Genomic DNA, 22,227 nt, shown 5'->3' on the forward strand with positions numbered 1-22,227 from the left:
GGGGGATGATGTTGTTCTATCGCAATGAAACGAGAGGAATGAATATTCATGTCAAGCCAGAAGGTAACAGTTGTAGGAGCGGGACTGGCGGGAAGTGAAGCGGCTTGGCAGATCGCTTCACAAGGCGTACCGGTCATCCTGTATGAGATGCGGCCGGTAAGGAAGACGCCCGCTCATCATACGGACTCATTCGCCGAGCTGGTATGCAGCAACAGCTTGCGTGCCAACGGACTGAGCAATGCAGTCGGTGTGTTGAAGGAAGAGATGCGCCGTCTGGATTCGCTTATATTGAGCTGTGCGGACAAGCATGCCGTGCCGGCCGGCGGAGCGCTTGCGGTTGATAGAGAGGGCTTCTCCGGCGAAGTGACGAGCAGACTGCGCGAGCATCCGCTTATTGAAGTCCGCAACGAGGAAGTGGCGGGAATTCCATCCGATGGCATTGTCGTCATTGCGACGGGTCCGCTTACCGCCCCTTCGCTGTCGAAGGAGATCGCGGAACTGCTTGGCGAGGAATACTTCTATTTCTATGATGCAGCTGCACCGATCGTAGATAAGGATTCCATCGATATGGACAAGGTTTATTTGGCCTCGCGTTACGATAAAGGCGAAGCCGCTTATTTGAACTGTCCAATGACCGAAGAGGAGTTCCAGCGCTTCTACGAAGCGTTGATAACCGCGGAGACAGCTCAATTGAAGGAATTCGAGAAGGAAATCTACTTTGAAGGCTGCATGCCGATCGAGGTGCTGGCTCGCAGAGGCGCCAAGACGCTTCTATTCGGGCCGATGAAGCCGGTAGGACTGGTTAACCCTCATACGGGAAAACTGCCGCACGCGGTCATTCAACTGCGTCAGGACAACGCTGCAGGCACCCTCTACAATATTGTCGGTTTTCAGACGCATTTGAAGTGGGGGGAGCAGAAGCGCGTCTTCAATCTTATTCCGGGTCTTGAGAACGCGGAGTTCGTCCGGTACGGCGTCATGCACCGAAATACTTTTATTAATTCGCCGAAGCTTCTGAAGCCGACGTATCAGGCTCATAATCGCGATACATTGTTCTTCGCCGGACAGATGACAGGGGTGGAAGGATATGTGGAATCCGCCGCTTCCGGTCTTATTGCGGGAATGAACGCCGCCAGGGCGGCGAAAGGCGAAGAGCCGCTGGTATTGCCAATAAAGACAACGCTTGGCAGCATGGCCAACTATATTACGACAGCCGACTTCAAGCATTTCCAGCCGATGAATGCGAATTTCGGCTTATTTCCTCCATTGGAGGAGCGGATAAAGGGCAAGAAGGAGAAGAATGAGGCGATCGCGCATCGCGCATTGGACGAGCTTGAGAAATTTAAGCAGCAACATTTGCCCCGTATTGCCGTACAGTAAACTATAAGCCAGCTTTCAAACTACGATTTGTTAGGGAGGCATTGTAATGGAAATGCAGTTTCATGCCACGACGATTTGTGCGGTTCGTCACGAAGGCAAAGGCGCCATTGCCGGAGACGGTCAAGTCACATTCGGCAACAGCATGGTGATGAAGCAACATGCGAAGAAAGTAAGGAGATTATACCGCAATCAGGTAGTGGCGGGCTTCGCAGGCTCGGTTGCCGATGCGATAACGCTATTCGAGAAATTCGAAGCGAAGCTGGAGGAGCATCATGGCAACTTGCAGCGAGCCGCCGTCGAGATGGCCAAGGACTGGCGTTCCGACCGGGTGCTGCGCAAGCTGGAGGCGATGATGATCGTGATGGACAAAAGCGGTCTGTTGCTCATATCCGGCAACGGAGAAATTATCGAGCCGGACGACGGCATTCTGGCTATCGGCTCCGGGGGCACGTTCGCGTTGTCGGCTGCAAGAGCGCTGAAGCGTCACGCTCCCGCTATGAGCGCGAAAGAGATGGCGCAATCGGCTCTCGGCATTGCAGCGGAAATATGTGTGTACACGAATCATAATATTATTGTAGAAGAGATCGTATAGATAGCGGAGGCGATGATAGGATGGGTAATGACACATTGACGCCGCGGCAAATTGTGGCGGAGCTGGATAAGTACATCGTTGGCCAAAAGGACGCGAAGCGATCGGTCGCAGTGGCGCTGCGCAATCGGTACCGCAGAAGTAAGCTGGACGAGGCGCTGCGGGATGAGATCATGCCGAAGAATATACTCATGATCGGTCCTACCGGTGTTGGCAAGACGGAAATCGCTAGACGGCTGGCAAGGCTGGTGAGAGCCCCGTTCGTAAAGGTGGAAGCGACCAAATTCACAGAAGTCGGCTATGTGGGAAGAGACGTTGAATCCATGGTGCGAGATCTGGTGGAGACGGCGATCCGGATGGTGAAGTCCGAGAAGACCGAAGAAGTGAAAGAACAGGCGGAGAAGCTGGCCAACGAGCGTATCGTTACATTGCTCGCGCCGTCCGCAGCGAAAGCGAAATCGGCCAAAAATCCGTTCGAAATGCTGTTCGGAGGCGGATCGGACGAGAAAGAAGAGCAGAAAAACACAGAAGTGGATCAGGCGTTGGAGCAAAAGCGCGCCTCGATTCGAGAGCAGCTTGCTGAGGGCAGGCTTGAAAATGAAGTCATCGAAATTGAAGTGGAAGATACGACGCCAAGCATGATGGATATGCTGTCATCCGGCCAGGGCCCGGAAGGCATGGGTATGAACATGAGCGAACTGTTCGGCCAACTGATGCCGAAGAAGCCCAAGCGCCGCAAGCTGCCCGTCAAGGAAGCGCGCAAAGCGCTTATTCAAGAGGAAGCGAACGGTCTGATCGAAATGGACGACGTCATTGCGGAATCCATTGCTCGTGCAGAGCAGGGCGGAATTATTTTTATCGATGAAATCGACAAGGTTGCCAGTCCGTCAAGAGGCTCAGGTCCTGATGTTTCCAGAGAAGGGGTGCAACGGGATATTCTTCCTATCGTGGAGGGCTCTACGGTGATGACCAAATACGGTTCCGTCAAGACGGACTATATCCTGTTCATTGCTGCCGGCGCCTTCCATATCGCTAAGCCTTCAGACCTGATTCCCGAGCTGCAGGGGCGGTTCCCGATTCGTGTCGAGTTGACCAGTCTCAGCCTTGAGGATTTCATCAGCATATTGACGGAGCCGAAGAATGCGCTGACCAAGCAATATACCGCACTGCTTGAGACAGAAGGCATAGAGATCGAATTCTCGGAGGACGCCATTGCGGAGCTGGCTTCCATCGCAGCGGATGTGAATCGGAATATGGAGAATATTGGCGCGAGAAGGTTGCATACTATTCTGGAGAAGCTGCTTGAGGATTTGAGCTTCGAAGCGCCTGAGCTTTCTCTGGAGAAGATGGTCATTACGCCGCAATATGTTAAGGAGAAGCTGGGCGGCATTGCGAAAGATCGGGATTTAAGTCAATATATATTGTAATGGCGATGAGTTTTTTGGGAGGCAATTAGAATGAGTTTATTGAATAAAACGAGAACGCTGAACCGGCTGCTGCAAAAAGCAGCCGGAAAAGCGGTAAACTTCAGGGAAATGGCTGAAGTTCTTTGCACCACCATTCAGAGCAATGTATTCGTCGTAAGCCGCAGAGGCAAAATACTGGGATGCGCAGCGGTGGATGTGTACGATCACGAGTTTATTCGTTCGCAATCCGGTGCAGAATTGCGCTTTCCTGCGGATAGTAATGCCCGATTTATGGACATGCAGGAGTCGGTGACGAATGTGGAGCCGGACCGCGGCATCTATGAGACGTTCCCTAGACTTGGCGGCGGAGACGTCATGACGGTGGTTCCGATAATCGGTGGCGGCGATCGCTTGGGCACCCTGGTGCTTACCCGCACATTGGGTGAATTCGACGAAGACGATCTTGTGCTGGCGGAATATGGCTCTACCATTGTGGGCATGGAGATATTGCGTGAGCGCGCGGATGAGATTGAACAGGAAGTGCGCAGCCGAGCGGTTGTTTCCGTAGCGATCGGTTCGCTTTCCTTCAGCGAGCTGGAGGCAGTCGAGCATATTTTCGAGGAGCTGGAAGGTAAGGAAGGGCTGTTGGTCGCTTCCAAGATTGCGGATCGCGTCGGCATTACGCGCTCCGTCATCGTGAATGCGCTGCGGAAGCTTGAAAGCGCCGGAGTCATTGAGACTAGATCGCTAGGCATGAAGGGAACCTATATCAAAATATTGAACCATCAGCTGTTGCTGGAGCTGGAGAAAATCAAGAACTGAACCTAGTTCCTTATTACCACGAAGGTCCTATCTGAAATAAAAGATAGGGCTTTTTTCTTATTGTAATAATTTGGGGAATTGTCGAAGATATTTTTGTGGCAAATCTCGACAGGATGATCTCATTTTTTTAATAATTTTATGTCGAATAAAGGAGGAATGCGGGTCATTCTGTTGAATAGGTTTAGTGATGATTTTCAAAGCGAAAGTGGTGAGAACGACATGAACGTATTGAACAGTGCAGCGTTCGCTCGATTGGAAAACGCGGCCTATGCCTCCGAATTAAGACAAAGAGTAATGACGGATAATATTGCCAACGCTGAAACGCCACATTTCAAGCGGCAGGAAGTATTATTCGAACAGCTACTGGAGCAGAGCATGGGGAACAAGCCGAGTAGCGTATCGGGCTACAGGACGGATGCCAGACATATCGCAATCGGCTCCCAAAAATCGAACATGCCTGCTGCCAAGGTCGTAACCGACGATTCAACAACGATGAATATCAACGAGAACAATGTCGATTTGGACCGCGAAATGGCGCTGTTGGCCAAAAATCAGTTGAACTACAACCTGTACACGAAGCAAATCAGCCATGAGATCAAGATGATGAGAACAGCAATCGACGGGAGGGCTTAACGGGTGAAATTGACGACGGGATTCGACATTAGCGCCTCGGCGCTTACAGCTCAACGTATGCGAATGGATGTTATCTCCTCCAACATAGCGAATGCGGAGACGACAAGAGGGAGCTTCGTCAATGGCAAATTCGAGCCGTATAAGCGGAAAATGGTTGTAATGGAGCCTATGCAGCAGTCATTCTCCAGCATGTTGGCCAATGAAATGGGGAACAAGGGAACTGCGCGCGGCGTCAAGGTTACTAAAATTCAAGAAGACCAAACGCCAAGCAAGCTGGTCTATAATCCAACCCATCCCGATGCAGACGGCAACGGGTACGTACATATGCCGAATGTGGATATGGCCAAGGAAATGGTCGATATGATCTCTGCCATGCGATCGTATGAATCCAATGTGACTGCGTTAAACGCGACGAAAGCGATGTTCGTCAAAGCCCTTGAGATAGGCCGAGGGTAATACATAACCGTTCGGAGGGATAATTAGTGATCGAAGCGATGTCGTTAGGCTCCAGCTTGCTTGTCAAGCCAAGCGAGAATAAACTGATTCAACAAGCGACACCAGCGGAATTGACAGAAACATTCGGTCAATATCTGCAGAAAGCTCTGGATGGGGTAAGCGCCCAAGAGAAAAATGTTCACAAAATGAACGATTTGTATTTAACGGGGCAAGTTGATGTCACACAGGTGATGATTGCCGCAGAAAAAGCACAACTCAGTTTGCAGCTAACCTCACAAGTCCGCAACAAAGTCGTAGAGGCTTATCAGGAAATGATGCGGATGCAAATCTAAATCTACTTCTTTTTCCAGCACAGAATTTGGGTGAGGTGACAACGTGAACGAGAAAATCGCCCAATATCGCGAAAGGCTCAAGCAATTTTGGGGTCAGATGGGCAAAAAACAAAAAAATTGGTTGGGGGCATCAGTAGGCGGAATATTAATAGCGATTATTTTATTGACGATCGTATTTACTCGAACTGAATATGAAATCGCATTTCAAAATCTGGATGCTACTGATTCAGCCGCTGTGATGGGTTACTTGGATGCAAGCGGCATCCCCTACGAGCTAAGCGCAGCAGGGACAAGCATATCTGTACCTAGCAAGGACGCTGCCCGAGTTAAGGTGGAAGCCGGTTCACAGGGACTGGTGCAAAATGGCTCCATCGGATTCGACATCTTCAACGCCAAGACGTCACAGCTTGGGACAACGGAGAACGAGTTCAACGTCATCTATCAAAATGCGCTGAATGGCGAAGTCCAGAAGCTTCTGAACAGTCTGGAAGGCGTGGAGAGTTCAAAGGTACTCATCAATTCTCCTGAAGAAAGCGTGTTTCTCACGCCGGAGGATGCGAAGAAGGCATCGGCTGCCATCGTCATGCAGTTCAAGCCGGGCTATCGGCCATCCCAGATGGAAATAGATGGTTATTATAATCTGGTCAGCGCTACAGTAGCGGATCTGGCGATTGATGACATTACCATCTCCAGCAGACAGAACGTGCTCGTGCCTTCCCACGAAGGCAACACGATCAAGGGAAGTTCGGAAATAGTAGAAATGCAGTTTCAAATCCAACGCAAATTCGAAACAGACCTGAAGAGCAATATTATGCAATTCCTTGGTCCGCTCGTCGGACCGGACAATCTCGTCGTCAGCGTCTCCAGCAGCATGAACTTCGACAAGAAGCGCAGCGAGGAGAATCTGGTGAAGCCGCTCGATAACAACAACAACAACGGTATTGTCATTAGCGAAGAAATTCAATCCTCGTCATCGACAGGTTCCAGTGGAGCGGTAGGCGGAGTGGCGGGTACCGGAGAGACGGATATTCCAAGCTACCAAGCTGGAGGGCAGGATCAATCTACATCCGAATCGAATTCGCAGATTCGGAACTATGAAGTGAACCGCATCAACAATAGTATCGAGTCGTCTCCTTATTTGCTGAAGGACTTGTCCATCAGCGTCGGCATTCAAGCTGAGCAGCTTGCGGACGAAGCAGACAGAGAATCAATCATGAACTACCTGACGACGCTGGTTCGTTCCCAGTTGGCGGATTCCGGTCAGGAAGTAAACGACGACCTGCTCATCAACAAGAAGGTATCCCTGATTGCTCGGGACTTCGCGGATAGCGGCGAATCGTCAACAGCGGGAGGCATATCGCTACCATGGGCAATCGGAATCGGCGCAGCCGCGCTTGCTCTGATCGGTGGACTCGGAATCATGCTCGTACGCAGGCGGAAGAAGGAAGAGCCGGAAGAGTATGAGATGGAGACGCCTTCCCAAGTCGAATATCCGACGCTTGATCTGGAAAGTGTCAACAACGACAGTCAAGCTCGCAAAAATCTTGAGACACTCGCCAAACGCAAACCTGACGAATTCGTCAACCTTCTACGCACCTGGCTTGTGGATGAATAGAGGTGCTGAAATTGTCTAAAGCTGCACAAGGTTTAACGGGTCGCCAGAAGGCCGCAATTTTGCTAATTACACTTGGACCAGAAGTGTCCGCACAAATATTCAAGCATTTGCGAGACGAGGAGATTGAACAGCTGACGCTGGAGATCGCCAATGTACGCAAGGTCGACAGCGAAGCGCGAGAAAGCATCTTAAGCGAATTCCATCAAATCTGTTTGGCGCAGGAGTACATCTCGCAAGGCGGTATCTCCTATGCGAAAGAAATATTGGAGAAGGCGCTTGGCGAATCGAGAGCGATGGAAGTCATCACCAGGCTTACGGCCACACTGCAAGTACGGCCGTTCGATTTCGCCCGCAAGGCGGACCCCGCTCAAATATTGAACTTTATTCAGAACGAGAACTCGCAAACAATTGCGCTTGTATTGTCTTACTTGCAATCGGAGCAAGCGTCGCAAATTCTGTCTTCACTGCCTCAAGACAAGCAAGCTGATGTGGCGCGAAGAATCGCTCTGATGGACAGCACATCGCCGGAAGTCATCTCTCAAGTGGAGAGAGTGCTGGAACAGAAGCTTTCCGCAACAGTTACTCAGGACTATACGAACGCAGGCGGAATCGATGCGATCGTCCAAGTGCTTAACGGAGTTGACCGCGGCACGGAGCGCACCATACTCGACGCTTTGGAAATTCAAGACCCTGAGCTGGCGGAAGAGATCAAGAAACGGATGTTCGTCTTCGAAGATATTGTCAACATCGACAATCGTTCCATTCAGCGCATTATCCGCGATGTCGAGAATGCAGATCTTCAGCTGGCGCTCAAGGTGGCAAGCGAAGAAGTGCGCGAGGCTATATTCCGCAACATGTCGAAGCGCATGGCCGAGACGTTCCAGGAAGAGATGGAATTCATGGGTCCTGTCAGGTTGCGTGATGTCGAAGAAGCGCAGACGCGCATTGTCGCTACGATACGCAGACTGGAGGAATCCGGTGAGATCATCATAGCTCGCGGCGGAGGAGATGACATCATTGTCTAGATTGATCAAGTCTTCCAGCGTTATTCCGATCGATGAATTCAAAAAGCTGCAATGGCTGAACCGTTATCCTGCAGCGACTGAAGAAGAAGAAGTGCAGGAGCCCGAACGGGAACCGGAGCCGGACGAAGAGACGATCTCTCTTCGGGATCAGATTCTGGAGGATGCGCAGGCATTCGCTGGGAACAGGCTTCAAGAGGCTGCTCAGGAATGCGAGGCGATGCTGACATCCGCCCGGGAAGAAATCGACGGCTGGTGGCAACAGAAGCGGGCAGATGACGAAGCCGCGGCTGAAGCAGCCAGACAGTCTGGTTACGAGCAAGGATTCGCACAAGGCGAATCAGAGGTGAAATCGCAGCTGCAGCAGCAATGGCAAGATAGGCTGAGCGAGTCGGCCGATGTGTTGAAGCAGGCTTATGCGATGCGCGAGCAAATCATTCAGGAAGCGGAGCCGTTTCTCGTTGAGTTAAGTTGTACGATCGCAGAGAAAATTATCGGACAACAGCTCAGCTTATCGCCTGACGTCGCAATTGAGCTGATACGCAAGTCGCTCTCCAGAAGACGGGAGACAGGCGTCATTACGTTATGTGTCGCACCTTCGGAGCTGGCCTTTGTACAGGCTGCAAGAGAAGAACTGCACGCCGCGATCGATTCGCAGGCCGAGCTTCATATTCTTCCCGACGCGTCGGTAACTGACAAGGGTTGCGTCATCCGTTCCGTATTCGGCAGCATCGATGCCCGCATCGATACGCAATTGTCCGAGATCAAACGCGAGCTGATCAGCATCGCCCATCATAGCGCCGAGGAGAGAGGACTGAGCGATGAGCAGCGTTAATCTTGACATTCGCAAGTACACCGAGCATATCCGAACCATCGATCCCGTGCGCGTCAACGGCAAGGTAACGCAAGTCATCGGGTTGACGGTAGAGTCGGAAGGACCCGACGCCAGCATCGGCGACGTCTGTCTGATCTATCCCGCCAAGGGGGTAAAGCCGCTGAAAGCGGAAGTCGTCGGATTCCGAGATAACCGGGTCATTCTGATGCCGCTTGGCGAGCTGCATGCGATCAGTCCCGGATGCGATGTTGTCGGCACCGGCAAGCCGCTGACCGTCCAGGTTGGCTCCGAGCTGCTGGGGAAAGTGCTCGACGGTCTAGGTCATCCGCTTGACGGATCGCGGCTGCCTAGCCGAATGCCGCACTACTCGACGCATAATGAGCCGGCCAATCCGCTCGACAGGCCCAGAGTAGTAGATCCGCTCAGCATCGGCGTCAGATCGATCGATGGACTGCTTACGGTAGGCGAAGGACAGCGTGTCGGTATATTCGCCGGTTCGGGCGTCGGCAAGAGCACGCTGCTCGGCATGATCGCTCGCAACACTTCTGCCGATGTCAATGTCATCGCCTTGATCGGCGAGCGCGGCAGAGAGGTGCTGGAGTTCATCGAGAAGGATCTCGGGCCGGAAGGCTTGGCCAGATCTGTCGTCATTGTGGCCACTTCGGACCAGCCGGCGCTCATCCGGATGAAAGGCGCTCTAATCGCGACGACGATCGCCGAATATTTCCGCGATCGCGGCTTGAATGTCATGCTTATGATGGATTCCGTCACACGCTATGCGATGGCACTTCGCGAAGTAGGGCTTGCCATCGGCGAGCCGCCCGCTACCCGCGGCTACACCCCGTCCGTATTCGCCGCGCTGCCGAAGCTGCTGGAGCGCGCCGGTACCGGCAAGAGCGGTTCCATTACAGCCTTCTACACTGTGCTGGTGGATGGCGACGATATGAATGAGCCGATCGCGGATGCCGTTAGGGGCATTCTGGACGGCCATATCGTACTCAGCAGGCATCTGGCCCACAAAGGCCAATTCCCGGCGATTGATGTGATGGCCTCCGTAAGTCGCGTCATGAAGGAAATCGTGTCGGAACAGCAGCTTGATGCGGCTAACGAGCTAAAGCGTCTGCTCTCTATTTATAGAGATTCGGAAGACCTCATCAATATAGGGGCGTATCAACAAGGTTCCAACAAAGAAATTGATGCGGCCTTGCAATATATTGATGCAATACAGGCATTTACTAAGCAAAAAACGTCGGAAAAGACCACGCTTCATGAAGCTCAAGAACGTTTGATCAACGAATTTTATAGGAGTTGAGTGCATCAGTGGCTACCTTTCAATATTCGTTCCAAAAAATTGTCGATCTGAAGAGCAGCGAGAAAATGCAAGCGGAATGGCTCCTGTCGAGTGCCCTAAGCTCATTGGCCGCAGAAGAGCAGTCCCTCCAGCAATTGCTTATAGCGAAGCAGGAATGGGAGGAGCGGCTTCACAGCGCGGCTCAAAATGCCATCCCGTTGTCCGAGCTTCAGACAATCGGCCAATATCTGGACCATCTTGATTCCTGCATCGCCAATAAGCAGAAGGACGTGCAGCAGGCGGAGCGGCATGTATCCCAGCAGCGCGACCGGCTTGCCGACCGGATGAAGGATGAGAAGGTTTGGCTGAAAGCCAAGGACCATGCGTTATCCCGCTTTCGTCAAGCGCTGCAGCTGAAGGAACAGAACGAGCTGGATGAGCTGGCAACCGTCCGTTTCATGGTACCGACCCCATAAGAGAAAGTTGAACGCCTGCAAGAGGGAGTGATGAAATTGGCGGATACAGGTGTTGAAAAAGGAACTAGCGGCTTTGAACGATTCATGTTTTTCACAATTCCGCTGTTGTTCGTCGCTGTGCTGCTCCTTGTGCTGTTGACCATATTCGATGTCGACTTCCGCAATCGCGCGCTGCAATTCGGCCAATCGGTTCCTGTCCTTAATAACGTGCTGCCTGAACCAAAGGTTGCAGGCAATGCCATGGATGATGAAAGCATCCGAACGATTAAGATGACCGAAAGAATTGAGGAGCTGGAGACAGAACAAGCCAGTCTGACAGCCGATCTGGCTAAAGCCAACGAAGACAAAAAAACGCAAGAAGACATCGTGGCGCAACTGCAAGGAGAAAATGCACAATTAAAACGGATGGTGGAAACGGAGCAGCTGGAGGACGAGCAATATGGCGCAAAAATTGGCGAGCTTGCGAGCATGTTCACCAAGATGACGCCAAGCAAAGCAGCTCCTATCATCCAAAATATGCAGCTGGAAGAAATGGTTCTCATGTTCTCGTATATGCGCGCGGACGACCGCGTTCGGATCATGGAGAAGATGAGTCCAAAAGTAGCGGCTGATGCGACAGTGATGCTGAAGGACAATGTGCCGGTAAAAGATCTGCAGATTGCGGCACTGCAGGCAAGGCTGGACAAGGACGGAGAAGGCGACAACGGAGCCTCCGCCACCAAGCTGGATGAAGAGCAGCTAGGCGCAACCTTCGCGGCGATGGACCCGGTGAGCGCGGCCGAACTGCTTCTGAAAATGCGCGAGATCAATGCAACGAAAGTGCTGCGGGTGCTCCGTTCTGTCAACGACGGGGCGCGGTCGGCGATATTGTCGGCCATGTCGGATCAGGATGAGAAAGTGACCGCTCAAATCGTGTCTGCATTAATGGCAGATGCGTAGTGATGAAGGTTCGAGGCTACTCCTCATGGAAAGGAGGTGAAAAAAATGGAAATGATGTTTCCAGGTGTTGCTCCCGTTCAGCCTGCAGGCCAGATTGGCGGAGCTGCGGGCGGGAGAGGATCGTCCCCGGCATTTCAGCATATGCTCGTGCAGCAAATTAGCGGTACGGGGAATGTAGCAGGGCAAGGCGAGATGATGGAAGCCGCGCCTATGCAGCAAGTTGCAGCTTTGCTCGCGGGAGTGACGGTAAAGGCGACAGAGGGAGACGCTTCTATGGTTGAGCAATTAATGGCCATGATCGAGCTGTTGACCGATAAGCTGGAGGAGCTTGGAGAAGGCGGCAAGCCATTAACCGAGGAGCAGCTTGATGAGCTGCGGGATTTGCTGCAGCAGATGGAAGAGCTGCTGGCTTGGATGGGGGCGCCGATGCTGTCCAATGCTTCGCTGGCTGCCGCTGGTCAAGCGGATGGGACAGAAGCCGGACAGCAACTGCAGGATGCTGCGCCGGAGCAGGTGAAGAACATGCTTCAGGACGCGCTGCTGCGTATGCAGATGGTGCTGCAGCAAGGCAATCGGCCAATGACGATGCAAGGCGCTCAGCCTCTAACGCTGATTGCTCATCAATTGCAAGCCTTGCAAGCTGTATTGGATGATCAGGCACAGCCGCAGGTTCAGCGAAGCAACAATGATCAGCAGACGCTCCCGAACTGGCTGAAGACTGATGCGGTGCTGCCACAGACGAAGGATGCCGCTGCGCTTTTGCAACGTCTTAATCAGCAGTCGCTTCATCCTTCCGTTATGCAACCGGTCGTGACGGACACGGCTGAGGGCACAGCCGGCATGATGGATACGATTCGCAACACGCCGGAAGGGGAGGCTACCATGCCGATTCCGTTCATGCGGCCCGATAATGCGAGAGAGATGATGCCGCTTCTGGTCAAAGCATCCTCGCCGACTGCCTATGTGTTGGCCGACGAGTTCGCGGAGACGATGACAGGTCTACTGGTATCCAAGCTTCAGCTGTCCGCTCATGGCGGAGTATCCGAAGCCAAATTGATGCTGTTCCCTGAACAGCTAGGTCAAGTGGATGTGAAGATCACCGTTCAGAACGGTCTGCTGACGGCATTGTTCCAGGCAGACAATGCGATAGCGAAAGAAATGCTGGAAAATCAGCTGGCTCATCTGAGGCACGCTTTACAGATGCAAGGATTGAACGTCGACAAGCTTGAAGTGACGCAAGGCGAAGCAGCCGACTTGTTCTCCGGCCATGACGGCAGAGGACAAGGGGAAGGCTCTCCATCCCGCGAGCAGGGCTTCCACAATGCCGACGGGGATAACGAGTCCGCCTTTCAATCGGAATTGTCCCAGCAGGAAGCCATACAAGGACTTGGCTATGGACGCGCCATCAACGAAACAATCTAGTGTGTGGACATTTCCGCTTCTTGAGAATGGAGGTGAACAGAATTGGCAGATAGCGTAGTTGGACCTCGCGTCGTATGGCCACATTACAGTAAAGATAATATTATGCAAGCGGATAAGCGGAAGCCTTCAGATGCATTGGGCAAAGACCAGTTTCTCTCGATTCTCGTCGCTCAGCTGCGCAATCAGGATCCGATGCAGCCGATGCAGGACCGGGACTTTATCGCCCAGATGGCGCAATTCACCGCTGTTGAGCAACAGATGAACATGGCCAACGAGCTGGCGCTGCTGCGCCAAAGCATCGGATCAGCGTCCAGTATTATCGGCAAGTCGATACAGTGGCACGAGTACGATGGTCAAGGCGAAGTGGTTACGTTAAGCGGGACAGTGGATGCCGTACTATCGAAGGACGGATTATTGTACGCGAAGGTCGGGGACGAGGAAGTTGCCATGGATTACGTCATCTCGATCTCTGATGATCCGCTGGATACCGAAGAGCCTGGAGAGCCTGAGCCGGAGGAGCCGGGCACTGAAGAGCCTGGAGAAGTTGATCCCGAGAATCCTGGGGACAGCAGTGGTACTGGCAATTCGGGCGATAACGGCGGAACCCCTGGTGAGGGGGAAGGCGCATGAGCGACAGTGTGAAAATTGGACATTTCTTCCCGGTAAAAGGAACGCCCTTATCGCTTGACAGAAGGGCAGTGCAGGGGAAGGAGCAAACCGCCGCTCCATCCGAATTCCGGAATATGCTCCAGTCGGAGCTGCTTAAGTTCAGCCATCACGCCGAGCTTCGCATGGAACAGCGGGGGATCAGGCTGAAGCCGGAATCGCTGACGCAGATCATGAAGGCTGTCGATGAAGCGGCGCTAAAGGGCGCTAAGGATTCCCTGATCGTCTATCGCGACATCGCCATGATCGTAAATGTGCCGACGAGAACCGTCGTGACCGCCTTGGATGGCCAAGCGATGAAGAGCAATGTGTTCACGCAGATCGATAGTGCGATTATCTTATCTTGATACAGGCCGGACCGCAATGGGGGCCACGGGCTGCGGACCGACTGAAGCAGCTCAAGCAATGCATGACTAAAGTATAGGAGGCATATTATCCATGTTGAGATCGATGTACTCGGGTGTTTCCGGAATGAGAGGATTTCAAACGAAACTGGACGTGATCGGCAACAATATCGCCAATGTCAATACGATTGGCTTCAAGGCCGGGCGCGTTATGTTCCAGGACATTCTCAGCCAGACCGTCGCCGGCGTAACTGCACCGGAAGAGGGAGAGCGCGGCGGCGTCAATGCCAAGCAGATCGGCTTGGGCGTTGCTATCAGCTCGATCGATACGGTACATACGCCAGGCAGCTCTATGAATACGAATCAAGCGACTGATCTGCGCATCGACGGAGACGGATTCTTCGTCGTATCCGCCGGAGGTGATGCGGAGATGATGCTTACGCGTGCCGGCAACTTCACGCTGGATGCGAACCGTCAACTTGTGAATGGCGACGGCTTGTTCGTCCTGAGTGTGGACGGGGAGCCGATCGTGCTGGATGAAGAGGTGACGGCATTCTCTATCGGTCAAGACGGCATGATTCTGGGCGTGACGGCTGATGGGCAAGTGGAGGTCGCACAGATCGGAATGGCGAGAGTGGTCAATCCGGGAGGATTGGAGAAGATGGGCGGCAATCTGTACCGGATGACCGTCAATGCCAACCCGGATGGCGAATTCGAGCTGGTAGCTCCGAATGATCCGGAAGTGGGCACTGGCAAGATCATTGCCGGACAGCTGGAGATGTCCAATGTGGACTTGACAGGCGAATTCACGGAGATGATCGTCGCTCAGCGCGGCTTCCAGGCCAACTCCAGAATTATTACCACCTCTGATGAAATATTGCAAGAAGTCGTGAATTTGAAGCGATAATGAATTAGCGGTCTGATATTGGGGGGCGATTTTCGTCCCCCGCAATTGGAGGGGGTAGCTGATGATTACCGTAACGCGTCTGAACGGAAAGAAACTGGTCATCAACGCGCTTCTGATCGAGATGATCGAAGAGGCGGCCGATACGGTCATTACACTTTCGACCGGCAACAAGCTTGTAGTTAAGGAGAGAGCTTCGGAGCTGATCCTGCTCAATCAACAGTTTCTTCAATCCATCGGGCTCGTTGCCGCGGTTGACAAGAGTGTACAAACGGAGGATCCTGCATAATGAAAAAGATGCTGCCATGGTTAATAACGATATTACTGTCCATTACGCTTATTGCAATTGTAGGCATTATTCTGTTCAAATCCATGTTCTCGGACACCGCAGACGCCAATAAGCCAAAGACGGTCAAGGTACAGGAGCTTTCTGCGAAAGAGCGGGTGGAAGTGACTTCGGAGCTGAAGGACTTTCGCAGAAATCTGAAGGATCAGGACTATTTGGTCATGCTGGATTTTGCGTTTCAACTGGATAGCAAAAAGACGAAAGAAGAATTCGACAAGCTGCTTGAGATCGAGATTAGACCTGTTATCAGCAGGACGGTCGCCGACCTGTCGGTCGACGAGCTTAACGGATCGGCTGGCGAAGACGCGCTGGAGGCCAAGCTGCTGAACTTGATCAATCCTATGCTGCCAAAAGGAAAGCTGATCAAGGTCGAAATTACGAATTTCCTGCTCTCAGAAATTTAAAAGACATAATGTAACGCGAATACCCTCACTAGGAGGTGAGAGATGTGGTTGATGTACTATCGCAGAATGAAATAGACGCTCTGCTCGCTGCGTTGTCTTCCGGTGAGATGGACGCCGAGGATTTGAAGAAGGAAGAGATCTCGCGCAAAGTAAGTGTATACGACTTCAAGCGCGCAGTTCGTTTCTCGAAAGATCATATTCGAAGTCTTACTCGTATTCACGAGAACTTCGCGCGATATTTGACAACCTATTTCTCTGCACAGCTTCGAACGTTCGTTCAGATCAACGTTGTCGATGTAGAACAACTGCCTTATGACGAATTTATTCGCTCAATACCGAAGATGACGATCTTGAACATATTCGAAGCCGAGCCGCTCGAAGGCCGGATGGTGCTGGAAGTGCATCCTAACATCGCTTACGCGATGCTGGACCGGATGCTGGGAGGTCCGGGCTCTGCGCCTTCAAAAATAAACAGCTTGACGGAAATCGAGACGATCGTCATGGAGCGTATCTTCGCCCGAACATTCGACAGCCTGCAAGAAGCATGGAAGACGGTCATCGACATTTCGCCTCGGCTTGAAGCGCTTGAGACGAATCCGCAGTTCATGCAAATCGTATCGCCCAATGAAACGATTGCATTGATTTCCTTCAGCACCAAAATCGGCGATACGACGGGAATGATCAATCTGTGTATCCCGCATGTCGTGCTGGAGCCGATTATGCCAAAACTGTCCGTTCATCATTGGTTTGTATCGCAGAAGAAAGATCGCATACCGGAAGAAGTGGAAATGCTGGAGCAGCGCGTTCATAAAGCGAAGCTTCCTATTATTGCAGAGCTTGGAGAGACTGCCATTACCATTAGCGAGTTTCTTGGGCTGACTGCCGGCGATGTTCTCGTATTGGACAAACCTGTTGAAGAAGGATTGAAAATAAAGGTTGGAGAGAAGCTGAAATTTATCGGCAGCCCCGGCTCGGTTAAAGATAGGCTGGCAATTCAAGTGGAACAGATTGTAAGCGAAGGAGCGGAAGAAGACTATGACGAGTAAAGACTATTTGTCACAAGAGGAAATCGACGCATTGCTTCGTCAATCCTCCAATGAGCCTGATGAAGTGCCGGCTCCTGCCAACGAAGTGCAGCTTTCGGATTATTTGTCATCGATCGAACAAGATGCGCTGGGTGAAATCGGCAACATTACATTCGGTAGTGCGGCGACCGCATTGTCCACCTTGCTGGGCAAGAAGGTCGACATTACGACACCTCAAGTTTCGCTGATTCGCAGGGAGGAGCTGGGAGATGTCTTTCCCAAGCCTCATGTAGCTGTAACTGTACAATATGTGGACGGGTTCGAAGGCATCAATTCTCTGGTCATTCGCACGAAGGATGCGCAAGTTATTGCGGACTTGATGCTGGGCGGCGAAGGCGATATTACCGTTGAGGAATTGAACGAGATACATATTAGCGCCGTTCAGGAAGCCATGAACCAGATGATGGGCTCCTCGGCAACATCGATGTCGACGATATTCAACCGGTTTGTCAACATTTCTCCGCCGGGCATCAACATACTGGATGTCAGCAGCGGAGACGGTGTGAATGATTTGCCGCCGGTGGATGTCTTCATTAAAGTATCGTTCCATCTGACGATCGGCGATTTGATCGATTCTACGATTATGCAGTTGCTTCCGGTCTCGTTCGCCAAGCAGATGGTCGCTACGCTGATGGGCGAGGATACATCCGATGCGCTGCCTGCGTCCCAAGATGTTGTACAAGAGCAGGCGCCAGCACAACCCGCTCCACAGCAGGTTGCGCCGCCGCAGTCCCAGTCTGCTCCGCCGCAACCTGCTGCCGAACAGCAAGCCTATATGCAGCAAGCTGCAGCCGAACAGGCAGCCGCAGCATCAATGAACGTGCCGCCATCGATGCCGATGGGACAGATGCCGCCTCAGCATTACGATATGTCGATGCTCAATTCCGCTGCAGGCGGGCCGCAAGGAATGAATCGAAATGTGAATGTGCAGCCTGTACAATTCGCGAATTTCAATTCTTCGTCATACGCGCAAGGAGACGGGACAAATCTGAATTTATTGCTCGACATCCCGCTCAAAGTCACTGTAGAATTAGGAAGGACCCAGAAGCAGATCAAAGATATTCTGGAACTGTCGCAAGGCTCGATCATCGAATTGGACAAGCTGGCCGGCGAACCGGTGGATATTCTGGTTAACAGCAAGCTGATTGCCAAGGGCGAGGTTGTCGTCATCGATGAGAACTTTGGCGTGCGCGTAACAGATATCGTCAGCCAATGGGACCGAATTCAAAAATTACAATAACACCCTGGGAGGAAATGAAGATGGCAAACCGCATTCTTATCGTAGACGACGCAGCATTTATGCGTATGATGATTCGCGACATTTTAACTAAGAACGGCTACGAGGTCGTTGGAGAAGCGCAGGACGGCTCACAAGCGGTTGAAAAATTCAAGGAGCTGAAGCCGGATCTGGTGACGATGGACATCACGATGCCGGAGATGGACGGCATTACGGCCTTGAAAGAAATTAAACAACTGGATGCCGGCGCGAAAGTCATTATGTGCTCTGCGATGGGACAGCAGGCTATGGTTATCGATGCGATTCAAGCAGGCGCCAAAGACTTTATCGTCAAGCCGTTCCAATCCGATCGCGTTATCGAAGCGATCAAGAAAACGTTGGGATAATGATGCGCCGCTTTACATATGCCGCGCGTGTCGCAGCCGCATCCTGCGCATTGCTGCCGTTCCTGCCTGTCCGTACATGGGCAGGAGGTTTCGGCGGCGGCACAACCGAGGATGATCAGCTGAAGCCGATAAGCGAGCCTGGGGAGTTGCTGGGGAGCTTGGTATGGGTTATGGTCAGTCTGGCCATCGTTATTGTGCTTGTCGTATTCGCTATGAAGTGGCTCTCCAGACGCAACAGAATTTGGGGGGCGAATCGCTCCCTTCGTTCTCTCGGCGGAATATCGCTCGGTCAGAGTCATTCTCTGCAAGTCGTAGAGCTGGCAGGTCGCGTCTACATCGTAGGTGTGGGAGAAGATGTCACTTTGCTGGACAAGCTGGACGATCCGGAGCAGGCAGCCGCGGTCGTCGCTGCAATGGAGCAGCAGAGCGAGGGCGGATGGATGTCCGCCGATTGGGGCGACAAGCTGAAGAAGTGGCGTTCGGGAGTGCAAGGGAAGGATGAGCAGCAATCGGCCTTGGACCATAGGGAGCGGAATGATGCCGACTCCTTCCAGCAGATGCTGCAGAAGAAGCTATTGAAGCAAGCCGACCGCAAGCAGCAGCTCGAGAGCATGCTGCAAGACAAAACTAGAGATGAACGGTTGATGGATGATGAGAAATAAGAGGTTGCTGTCTCTTGCTATAGTCGCTCTGTTATGTTTGATGATGCCGAGCGGAGCATTCGCTACTTCTCTGCCCGACGTTCAAATTAATATCGGCGATAGCAGCGGCGAATCGCCGGGGACTAGCGCATTATCGATTCTTCTGCTGATTACGGTATTGAGCATTGCGCCTGCCATTATGGTGCTGATGACCAGCTTTACGCGTATCGTCATTGTACTTGGCTTTGTCAGGACGTCTCTCGGTACGCAGCAGATGCCTCCGAATCAGGTGTTGATTGGGCTCGCCATGTTTCTGACCTTTTTCATTATGGCGCCTACATTCGGCCAAGTGAACGAAGTGGCATTGCAGCCTTATTTGAAGGGAGAGATTACACAGACAGAAGCTTTCGAGCAAGCAGCCGTACCGATGAAGAAGTTCATGTTCTCCCATACAAGGGAGAAGGATTTGCTGCTGTTCATGAACTACACCAAGACGGAGAAGCCGGCATCTTACGAGGACATTCCCTTGACGGTTCTTATTCCGGCTTATGCCATTAGCGAATTGAAGACGGCTTTCCAGATGGGCTTTATGATATTCATACCGTTCCTTGTCATCGATATGATCGTATCCAGTACGCTCATGGCGATGGGGATGATGATGCTTCCGCCCATTATGATCTCGCTGCCGTTCAAGCTGCTGCTGTTCATACTCGTCGATGGGTGGTATCTGATCGTCAAATCCCTGCTGCTAAGCTTTAACACATGAGGAACCTGAAGAGGAGGAAGAGGAATGAGTGCCGACTTCATCATCGGCCTGGCCGGTGAGGCTGTATTTACGGTACTGAAAGCCAGTGCTCCCATGCTAGTGCTTGCTCTGGTTGTTGGTCTGCTCGTCAGCGTGTTTCAAGCGACAACCCAAATCCAGGAGCAGACGCTTGCGTTCGTTCCGAAAATTGTGGCTGTCTTTATTTCCATCATTATATTCGGTCCATGGATACTGAATACGGTTGTCGATTTCACCTACCAATTGCTGAACAATCTTCATAATTACATCGGTTAGGTCGTGGATGAATGAATGCAATCGTACAAGGCTTTCCTATTTTTTTGTTAATCTTTTGTCGAATTACAGCGTTTTTCGTCGTTGTTCCCGTGTTCTCCTCCAGAGGAGTGCCCAACGTATTCAAGATTGGCTTGAGTTTTTTTATCGCACTTATTGTTTTTTTGACCTATGGCTTCGACCAGACAATGGTGCCGAATGCGGAATATGTGCTTGTGCTGATACGCGAAATACTAATCGGCCTGCTGCTCGGCTTTGTCGTTTACTTGTTTTTTGCTGTTGTCCAGACTGCCGGTGCATTCATGGATCTGCAGATCGGATTCGCAATGGCGAATGTGGTCGATCCCCATACCGGAGCTTCCGCTCCGCTCTTGGGTTACTTCAAGTATATGCTGATGTTGCTCGTCTTTCTGATGATGAACGGCCACCACTACTTGCTGGCGGGCCTGATGGACAGCTACGAATGGATGCCCTTGTCCAATGAGCTGTTCCAGAGGATGATGAGCGGCAGCATTTCCGATTATTTGGTAAGAGTGTTCGGCAATACGTTTCTGCTGGCTGTGCAGGTCGCGGCTCCTCTTGTCGTCGCCATGTTTCTGACGGACGTGGGGCTCGGCTTCCTGACCAAGACGGCGCCGCAATTCAACGTATTTGTAATCGGCATTCCGCTCAAGATCATTGTAGGCTTGTTTTTGCTCTTCCTGCTAATGCCCGGGATGGCAATATTGTTCGAGAAGCTGTTTTCAATCCTGTTCCAGTCTCTAGAGCAGCTGATGGGAATTGTACAAGGGCCGCCTGGCGCTTAATAGGAGGCTGGTATTATGCAAGCATACAGATTTCGGCTGGATCTGCAGCTGTTCAACCAAGAGAAGACGGAGAAGGCTACCCCGAAGAAGAGGCAGGAGTCCAGGAAGAAAGGACAAGTTGCCAAGTCTGCTGATTTGCCGGGCGCATTTATTCTTCTGTTCGTATTTGCTTCATTCCTTATGCTAGGAAGTTATTACCGCCAGCATATATACGGTTTGTTTCACAGCTTGTTCGAAGATTGGCTCCTGCTGCAAGTAACGCCGCAGAATGTCATGGACTTGTTAATGAACGTATTGATGAAGTGCCTGCTCATGCTCCTTCCCATATTCGCCATCGTTATGGTTATAGGCGTAGTAGGCAACGTTGTACAATTCGGCTTTCTGTTCACAGGAGAGCCGTTGAAGATGCAGCTGAAGAAGCTGAATCCGATAGAGGGCTTTAAGCGGATTTTTTCCATGAGGAGCCTTGTCGAGTTTTTGAAGAGCATCTTGAAAGTTTCAATTATCGCTATTTTGGTCTATATCACGATAATGAACGAATGGGACAACTTGCTGGTGCTCTCCATGCAGCCGATCGAGCGGATATTCTCCTTTGCCGCAGGATTGACCGTGAAGCTTGGCATATTGATTGGAGCCGTGCTTGCGGTGCTGGCTTACTTCGACTTTATGTATCAGCGATACGAGCATGAGAAGAGTATCAAGATGTCCAAGCAGGATATTAAGGACGAGTACAAAAAATCCGAAGGCGATCCGCTGATCAAAAGCCGAATTCGCGAGCGGCAGCGGAAGATGGCGCTTCAGCGCATGATGCAGGAAGTGCCCAAAGCCGATGTCGTCATTACGAACCCGACCCACTTCGCCATTGCGCTAAAGTATGATGCAGAGAAGATGGATGCGCCGACGATTGTAGCGAAGGGGATGGACCACGTCGCCTTGCGGATAAAGGAAGTAGCCAAGGAGTATGGCATCATAACGATGGAAAACAAGCCGCTGGCCAGAGCGTTGTACGAACGGGCCGAAATCGGTGATGCGATACCGGGCGATCTGTTCCAGGCTGTGGCTGAAGTGCTGGCATACGTATATAAAATGAAGGGTCGAGTGTAAGTCTACATCAACGTGCGGGAGGAGGCACT

27 protein-coding genes are annotated in these 22,227 nt (G+C 51.9%); all 27 read left to right on the plus strand.

Features of this window, described 5'->3' with window-relative positions; translation table 11 throughout:
• Positions 1 to 48 precede the first annotated feature (48 nt).
• The 27 genes from trmFO to flhB all read left to right on the plus strand — a co-directional run bounded on the left by trmFO (position 49) and on the right by flhB (position 22,198).
• Positions 49 to 1,380 (plus strand): FADH(2)-oxidizing methylenetetrahydrofolate--tRNA-(uracil(54)-C(5))-methyltransferase TrmFO, encoded by a 1,332-nt coding sequence (trmFO, locus tag M6D81_RS00105; RefSeq protein ID WP_262674697.1) that lies wholly within the window; start codon positions 49 to 51, stop codon positions 1,378 to 1,380.
• 46 nt (positions 1,381 to 1,426) lie between these two features.
• The gene (gene hslV / locus M6D81_RS00110) at positions 1,427 to 1,972 is read left to right on the plus strand and encodes an ATP-dependent protease subunit HslV (protein WP_262674698.1); all 546 of its coding nucleotides are present in this window, start codon (positions 1,427 to 1,429) and stop codon (positions 1,970 to 1,972) included.
• A gap of 20 nt (positions 1,973 to 1,992) precedes the next feature.
• The gene (gene hslU, locus M6D81_RS00115; protein ID WP_262674700.1) at positions 1,993 to 3,396 is read left to right on the plus strand and encodes an ATP-dependent protease ATPase subunit HslU; all 1,404 of its coding nucleotides are present in this window, start codon (positions 1,993 to 1,995) and stop codon (positions 3,394 to 3,396) included.
• Positions 3,397 to 3,426: 30 nt separating this feature from the next.
• Positions 3,427 to 4,197, plus strand: a complete 771-nt coding sequence (gene codY / locus M6D81_RS00120) for a GTP-sensing pleiotropic transcriptional regulator CodY (RefSeq protein ID WP_262674701.1) — start codon at positions 3,427 to 3,429, stop codon at positions 4,195 to 4,197.
• Positions 4,198 to 4,416: 219 nt separating this feature from the next.
• A complete protein-coding gene (gene flgB, locus M6D81_RS00125; protein ID WP_262674702.1) occupies positions 4,417 to 4,830 on the plus strand; it encodes a flagellar basal body rod protein FlgB in 414 nt (137 codons plus the stop codon).
• Positions 4,831 to 4,833: 3 nt separating this feature from the next.
• A complete protein-coding gene (gene flgC, locus M6D81_RS00130) occupies positions 4,834 to 5,286 on the plus strand; it encodes a flagellar basal body rod protein FlgC (RefSeq protein ID WP_262674704.1) in 453 nt (150 codons plus the stop codon).
• 38 nt (positions 5,287 to 5,324) lie between these two features.
• Positions 5,325 to 5,618 carry a flagellar hook-basal body complex protein FliE gene (fliE, locus tag M6D81_RS00135; protein ID WP_262675074.1) on the plus strand — a complete coding sequence of 98 codons (294 nt, stop codon included), beginning with the start codon at positions 5,325 to 5,327 and terminating at the stop codon, positions 5,616 to 5,618.
• A gap of 43 nt (positions 5,619 to 5,661) precedes the next feature.
• Positions 5,662 to 7,233: a flagellar basal-body MS-ring/collar protein FliF gene (gene fliF / locus M6D81_RS00140; RefSeq protein WP_262674705.1), complete on the plus strand. Its 1,572-nt coding sequence runs from the start codon at positions 5,662 to 5,664 to the stop codon at positions 7,231 to 7,233.
• Between the two features lie 11 nt (positions 7,234 to 7,244).
• Positions 7,245 to 8,258, plus strand: a complete 1,014-nt coding sequence (gene fliG / locus M6D81_RS00145) for a flagellar motor switch protein FliG (protein WP_262674706.1) — start codon at positions 7,245 to 7,247, stop codon at positions 8,256 to 8,258.
• A complete protein-coding gene (locus tag M6D81_RS00150) occupies positions 8,251 to 9,090 on the plus strand; it encodes a FliH/SctL family protein (RefSeq protein ID WP_262674707.1) in 840 nt (279 codons plus the stop codon). Before fliG ends, M6D81_RS00150 begins: the two co-directional genes overlap by 8 nt.
• Complete coding sequence (gene fliI, locus M6D81_RS00155; RefSeq protein ID WP_262674709.1) at positions 9,077 to 10,402, plus strand: flagellar protein export ATPase FliI; 1,326 nt, start codon at positions 9,077 to 9,079, stop codon at positions 10,400 to 10,402. Before M6D81_RS00150 ends, fliI begins: the two co-directional genes overlap by 14 nt.
• Positions 10,403 to 10,410: 8 nt before the next feature.
• Entirely contained in the window at positions 10,411 to 10,857 is a 447-nt protein-coding gene (fliJ, locus tag M6D81_RS00160) for a flagellar export protein FliJ (protein ID WP_262674710.1), read from the plus strand.
• 30 nt (positions 10,858 to 10,887) lie between these two features.
• A complete protein-coding gene (locus M6D81_RS00165; protein ID WP_262674711.1) occupies positions 10,888 to 11,796 on the plus strand; it encodes a MotE family protein in 909 nt (302 codons plus the stop codon).
• Between the two features lie 45 nt (positions 11,797 to 11,841).
• Positions 11,842 to 13,218 carry a flagellar hook-length control protein FliK gene (locus tag M6D81_RS00170; protein WP_262674712.1) on the plus strand — a complete coding sequence of 459 codons (1,377 nt, stop codon included), beginning with the start codon at positions 11,842 to 11,844 and terminating at the stop codon, positions 13,216 to 13,218.
• A gap of 42 nt (positions 13,219 to 13,260) precedes the next feature.
• Entirely contained in the window at positions 13,261 to 13,848 is a 588-nt protein-coding gene (locus tag M6D81_RS00175; protein WP_262674713.1) for a flagellar hook capping FlgD N-terminal domain-containing protein, read from the plus strand.
• On the plus strand, positions 13,845 to 14,231 hold the full coding sequence (locus M6D81_RS00180; RefSeq protein ID WP_262674714.1) for a TIGR02530 family flagellar biosynthesis protein: 387 nt from the start codon (positions 13,845 to 13,847) through the stop codon (positions 14,229 to 14,231). The genes M6D81_RS00175 and M6D81_RS00180 overlap by 4 nt, the downstream gene beginning before the upstream one ends.
• Before the next feature lie 91 nt (positions 14,232 to 14,322).
• Positions 14,323 to 15,135 (plus strand): flagellar basal body rod protein FlgG, encoded by an 813-nt coding sequence (gene flgG, locus M6D81_RS00185; protein ID WP_262674715.1) that lies wholly within the window; start codon positions 14,323 to 14,325, stop codon positions 15,133 to 15,135.
• A gap of 61 nt (positions 15,136 to 15,196) precedes the next feature.
• Positions 15,197 to 15,421, plus strand: coding sequence for a flagellar FlbD family protein (locus M6D81_RS00190; RefSeq protein ID WP_262674716.1), 225 nt, complete (start codon positions 15,197 to 15,199; stop codon positions 15,419 to 15,421).
• On the plus strand, positions 15,421 to 15,882 hold the full coding sequence (locus M6D81_RS00195; protein WP_262674717.1) for a flagellar basal body-associated FliL family protein: 462 nt from the start codon (positions 15,421 to 15,423) through the stop codon (positions 15,880 to 15,882). Before M6D81_RS00190 ends, M6D81_RS00195 begins: the two co-directional genes overlap by 1 nt.
• 44 nt (positions 15,883 to 15,926) lie before the next feature.
• Positions 15,927 to 16,928, plus strand: a complete 1,002-nt coding sequence (fliM, locus tag M6D81_RS00200; protein WP_262674718.1) for a flagellar motor switch protein FliM — start codon at positions 15,927 to 15,929, stop codon at positions 16,926 to 16,928.
• Positions 16,918 to 18,207 (plus strand): flagellar motor switch phosphatase FliY, encoded by a 1,290-nt coding sequence (gene fliY / locus M6D81_RS00205; protein ID WP_262674720.1) that lies wholly within the window; start codon positions 16,918 to 16,920, stop codon positions 18,205 to 18,207. The genes fliM and fliY overlap by 11 nt, the downstream gene beginning before the upstream one ends.
• Positions 18,208 to 18,227: 20 nt before the next feature.
• A complete protein-coding gene (locus tag M6D81_RS00210) occupies positions 18,228 to 18,590 on the plus strand; it encodes a response regulator (RefSeq protein WP_262674722.1) in 363 nt (120 codons plus the stop codon).
• On the plus strand, positions 18,590 to 19,252 hold the full coding sequence (locus M6D81_RS00215) for a flagellar biosynthetic protein FliO (protein WP_262674723.1): 663 nt from the start codon (positions 18,590 to 18,592) through the stop codon (positions 19,250 to 19,252). The genes M6D81_RS00210 and M6D81_RS00215 overlap by 1 nt, the downstream gene beginning before the upstream one ends.
• 40 nt (positions 19,253 to 19,292) lie before the next feature.
• Positions 19,293 to 19,997: a flagellar type III secretion system pore protein FliP gene (fliP, locus tag M6D81_RS00220; protein WP_410795678.1), complete on the plus strand. Its 705-nt coding sequence runs from the start codon at positions 19,293 to 19,295 to the stop codon at positions 19,995 to 19,997.
• Between the two features lie 24 nt (positions 19,998 to 20,021).
• Positions 20,022 to 20,291, plus strand: coding sequence for a flagellar biosynthesis protein FliQ (gene fliQ, locus M6D81_RS00225; protein ID WP_262674724.1), 270 nt, complete (start codon positions 20,022 to 20,024; stop codon positions 20,289 to 20,291).
• 11 nt (positions 20,292 to 20,302) lie between these two features.
• A complete protein-coding gene (gene fliR / locus M6D81_RS00230; RefSeq protein ID WP_262674726.1) occupies positions 20,303 to 21,094 on the plus strand; it encodes a flagellar biosynthetic protein FliR in 792 nt (263 codons plus the stop codon).
• Positions 21,095 to 21,109: 15 nt separating this feature from the next.
• On the plus strand, positions 21,110 to 22,198 hold the full coding sequence (gene flhB, locus M6D81_RS00235; protein WP_262674728.1) for a flagellar biosynthesis protein FlhB: 1,089 nt from the start codon (positions 21,110 to 21,112) through the stop codon (positions 22,196 to 22,198).
• Positions 22,199 to 22,227: the final 29 nt, after the last annotated feature.

It is taken from the genome of Paenibacillus sp. J5C2022 (assembly GCF_025567625.1).
Taxonomy (GTDB): Bacteria; Bacillota; Bacilli; order Paenibacillales; family Paenibacillaceae; genus Pristimantibacillus.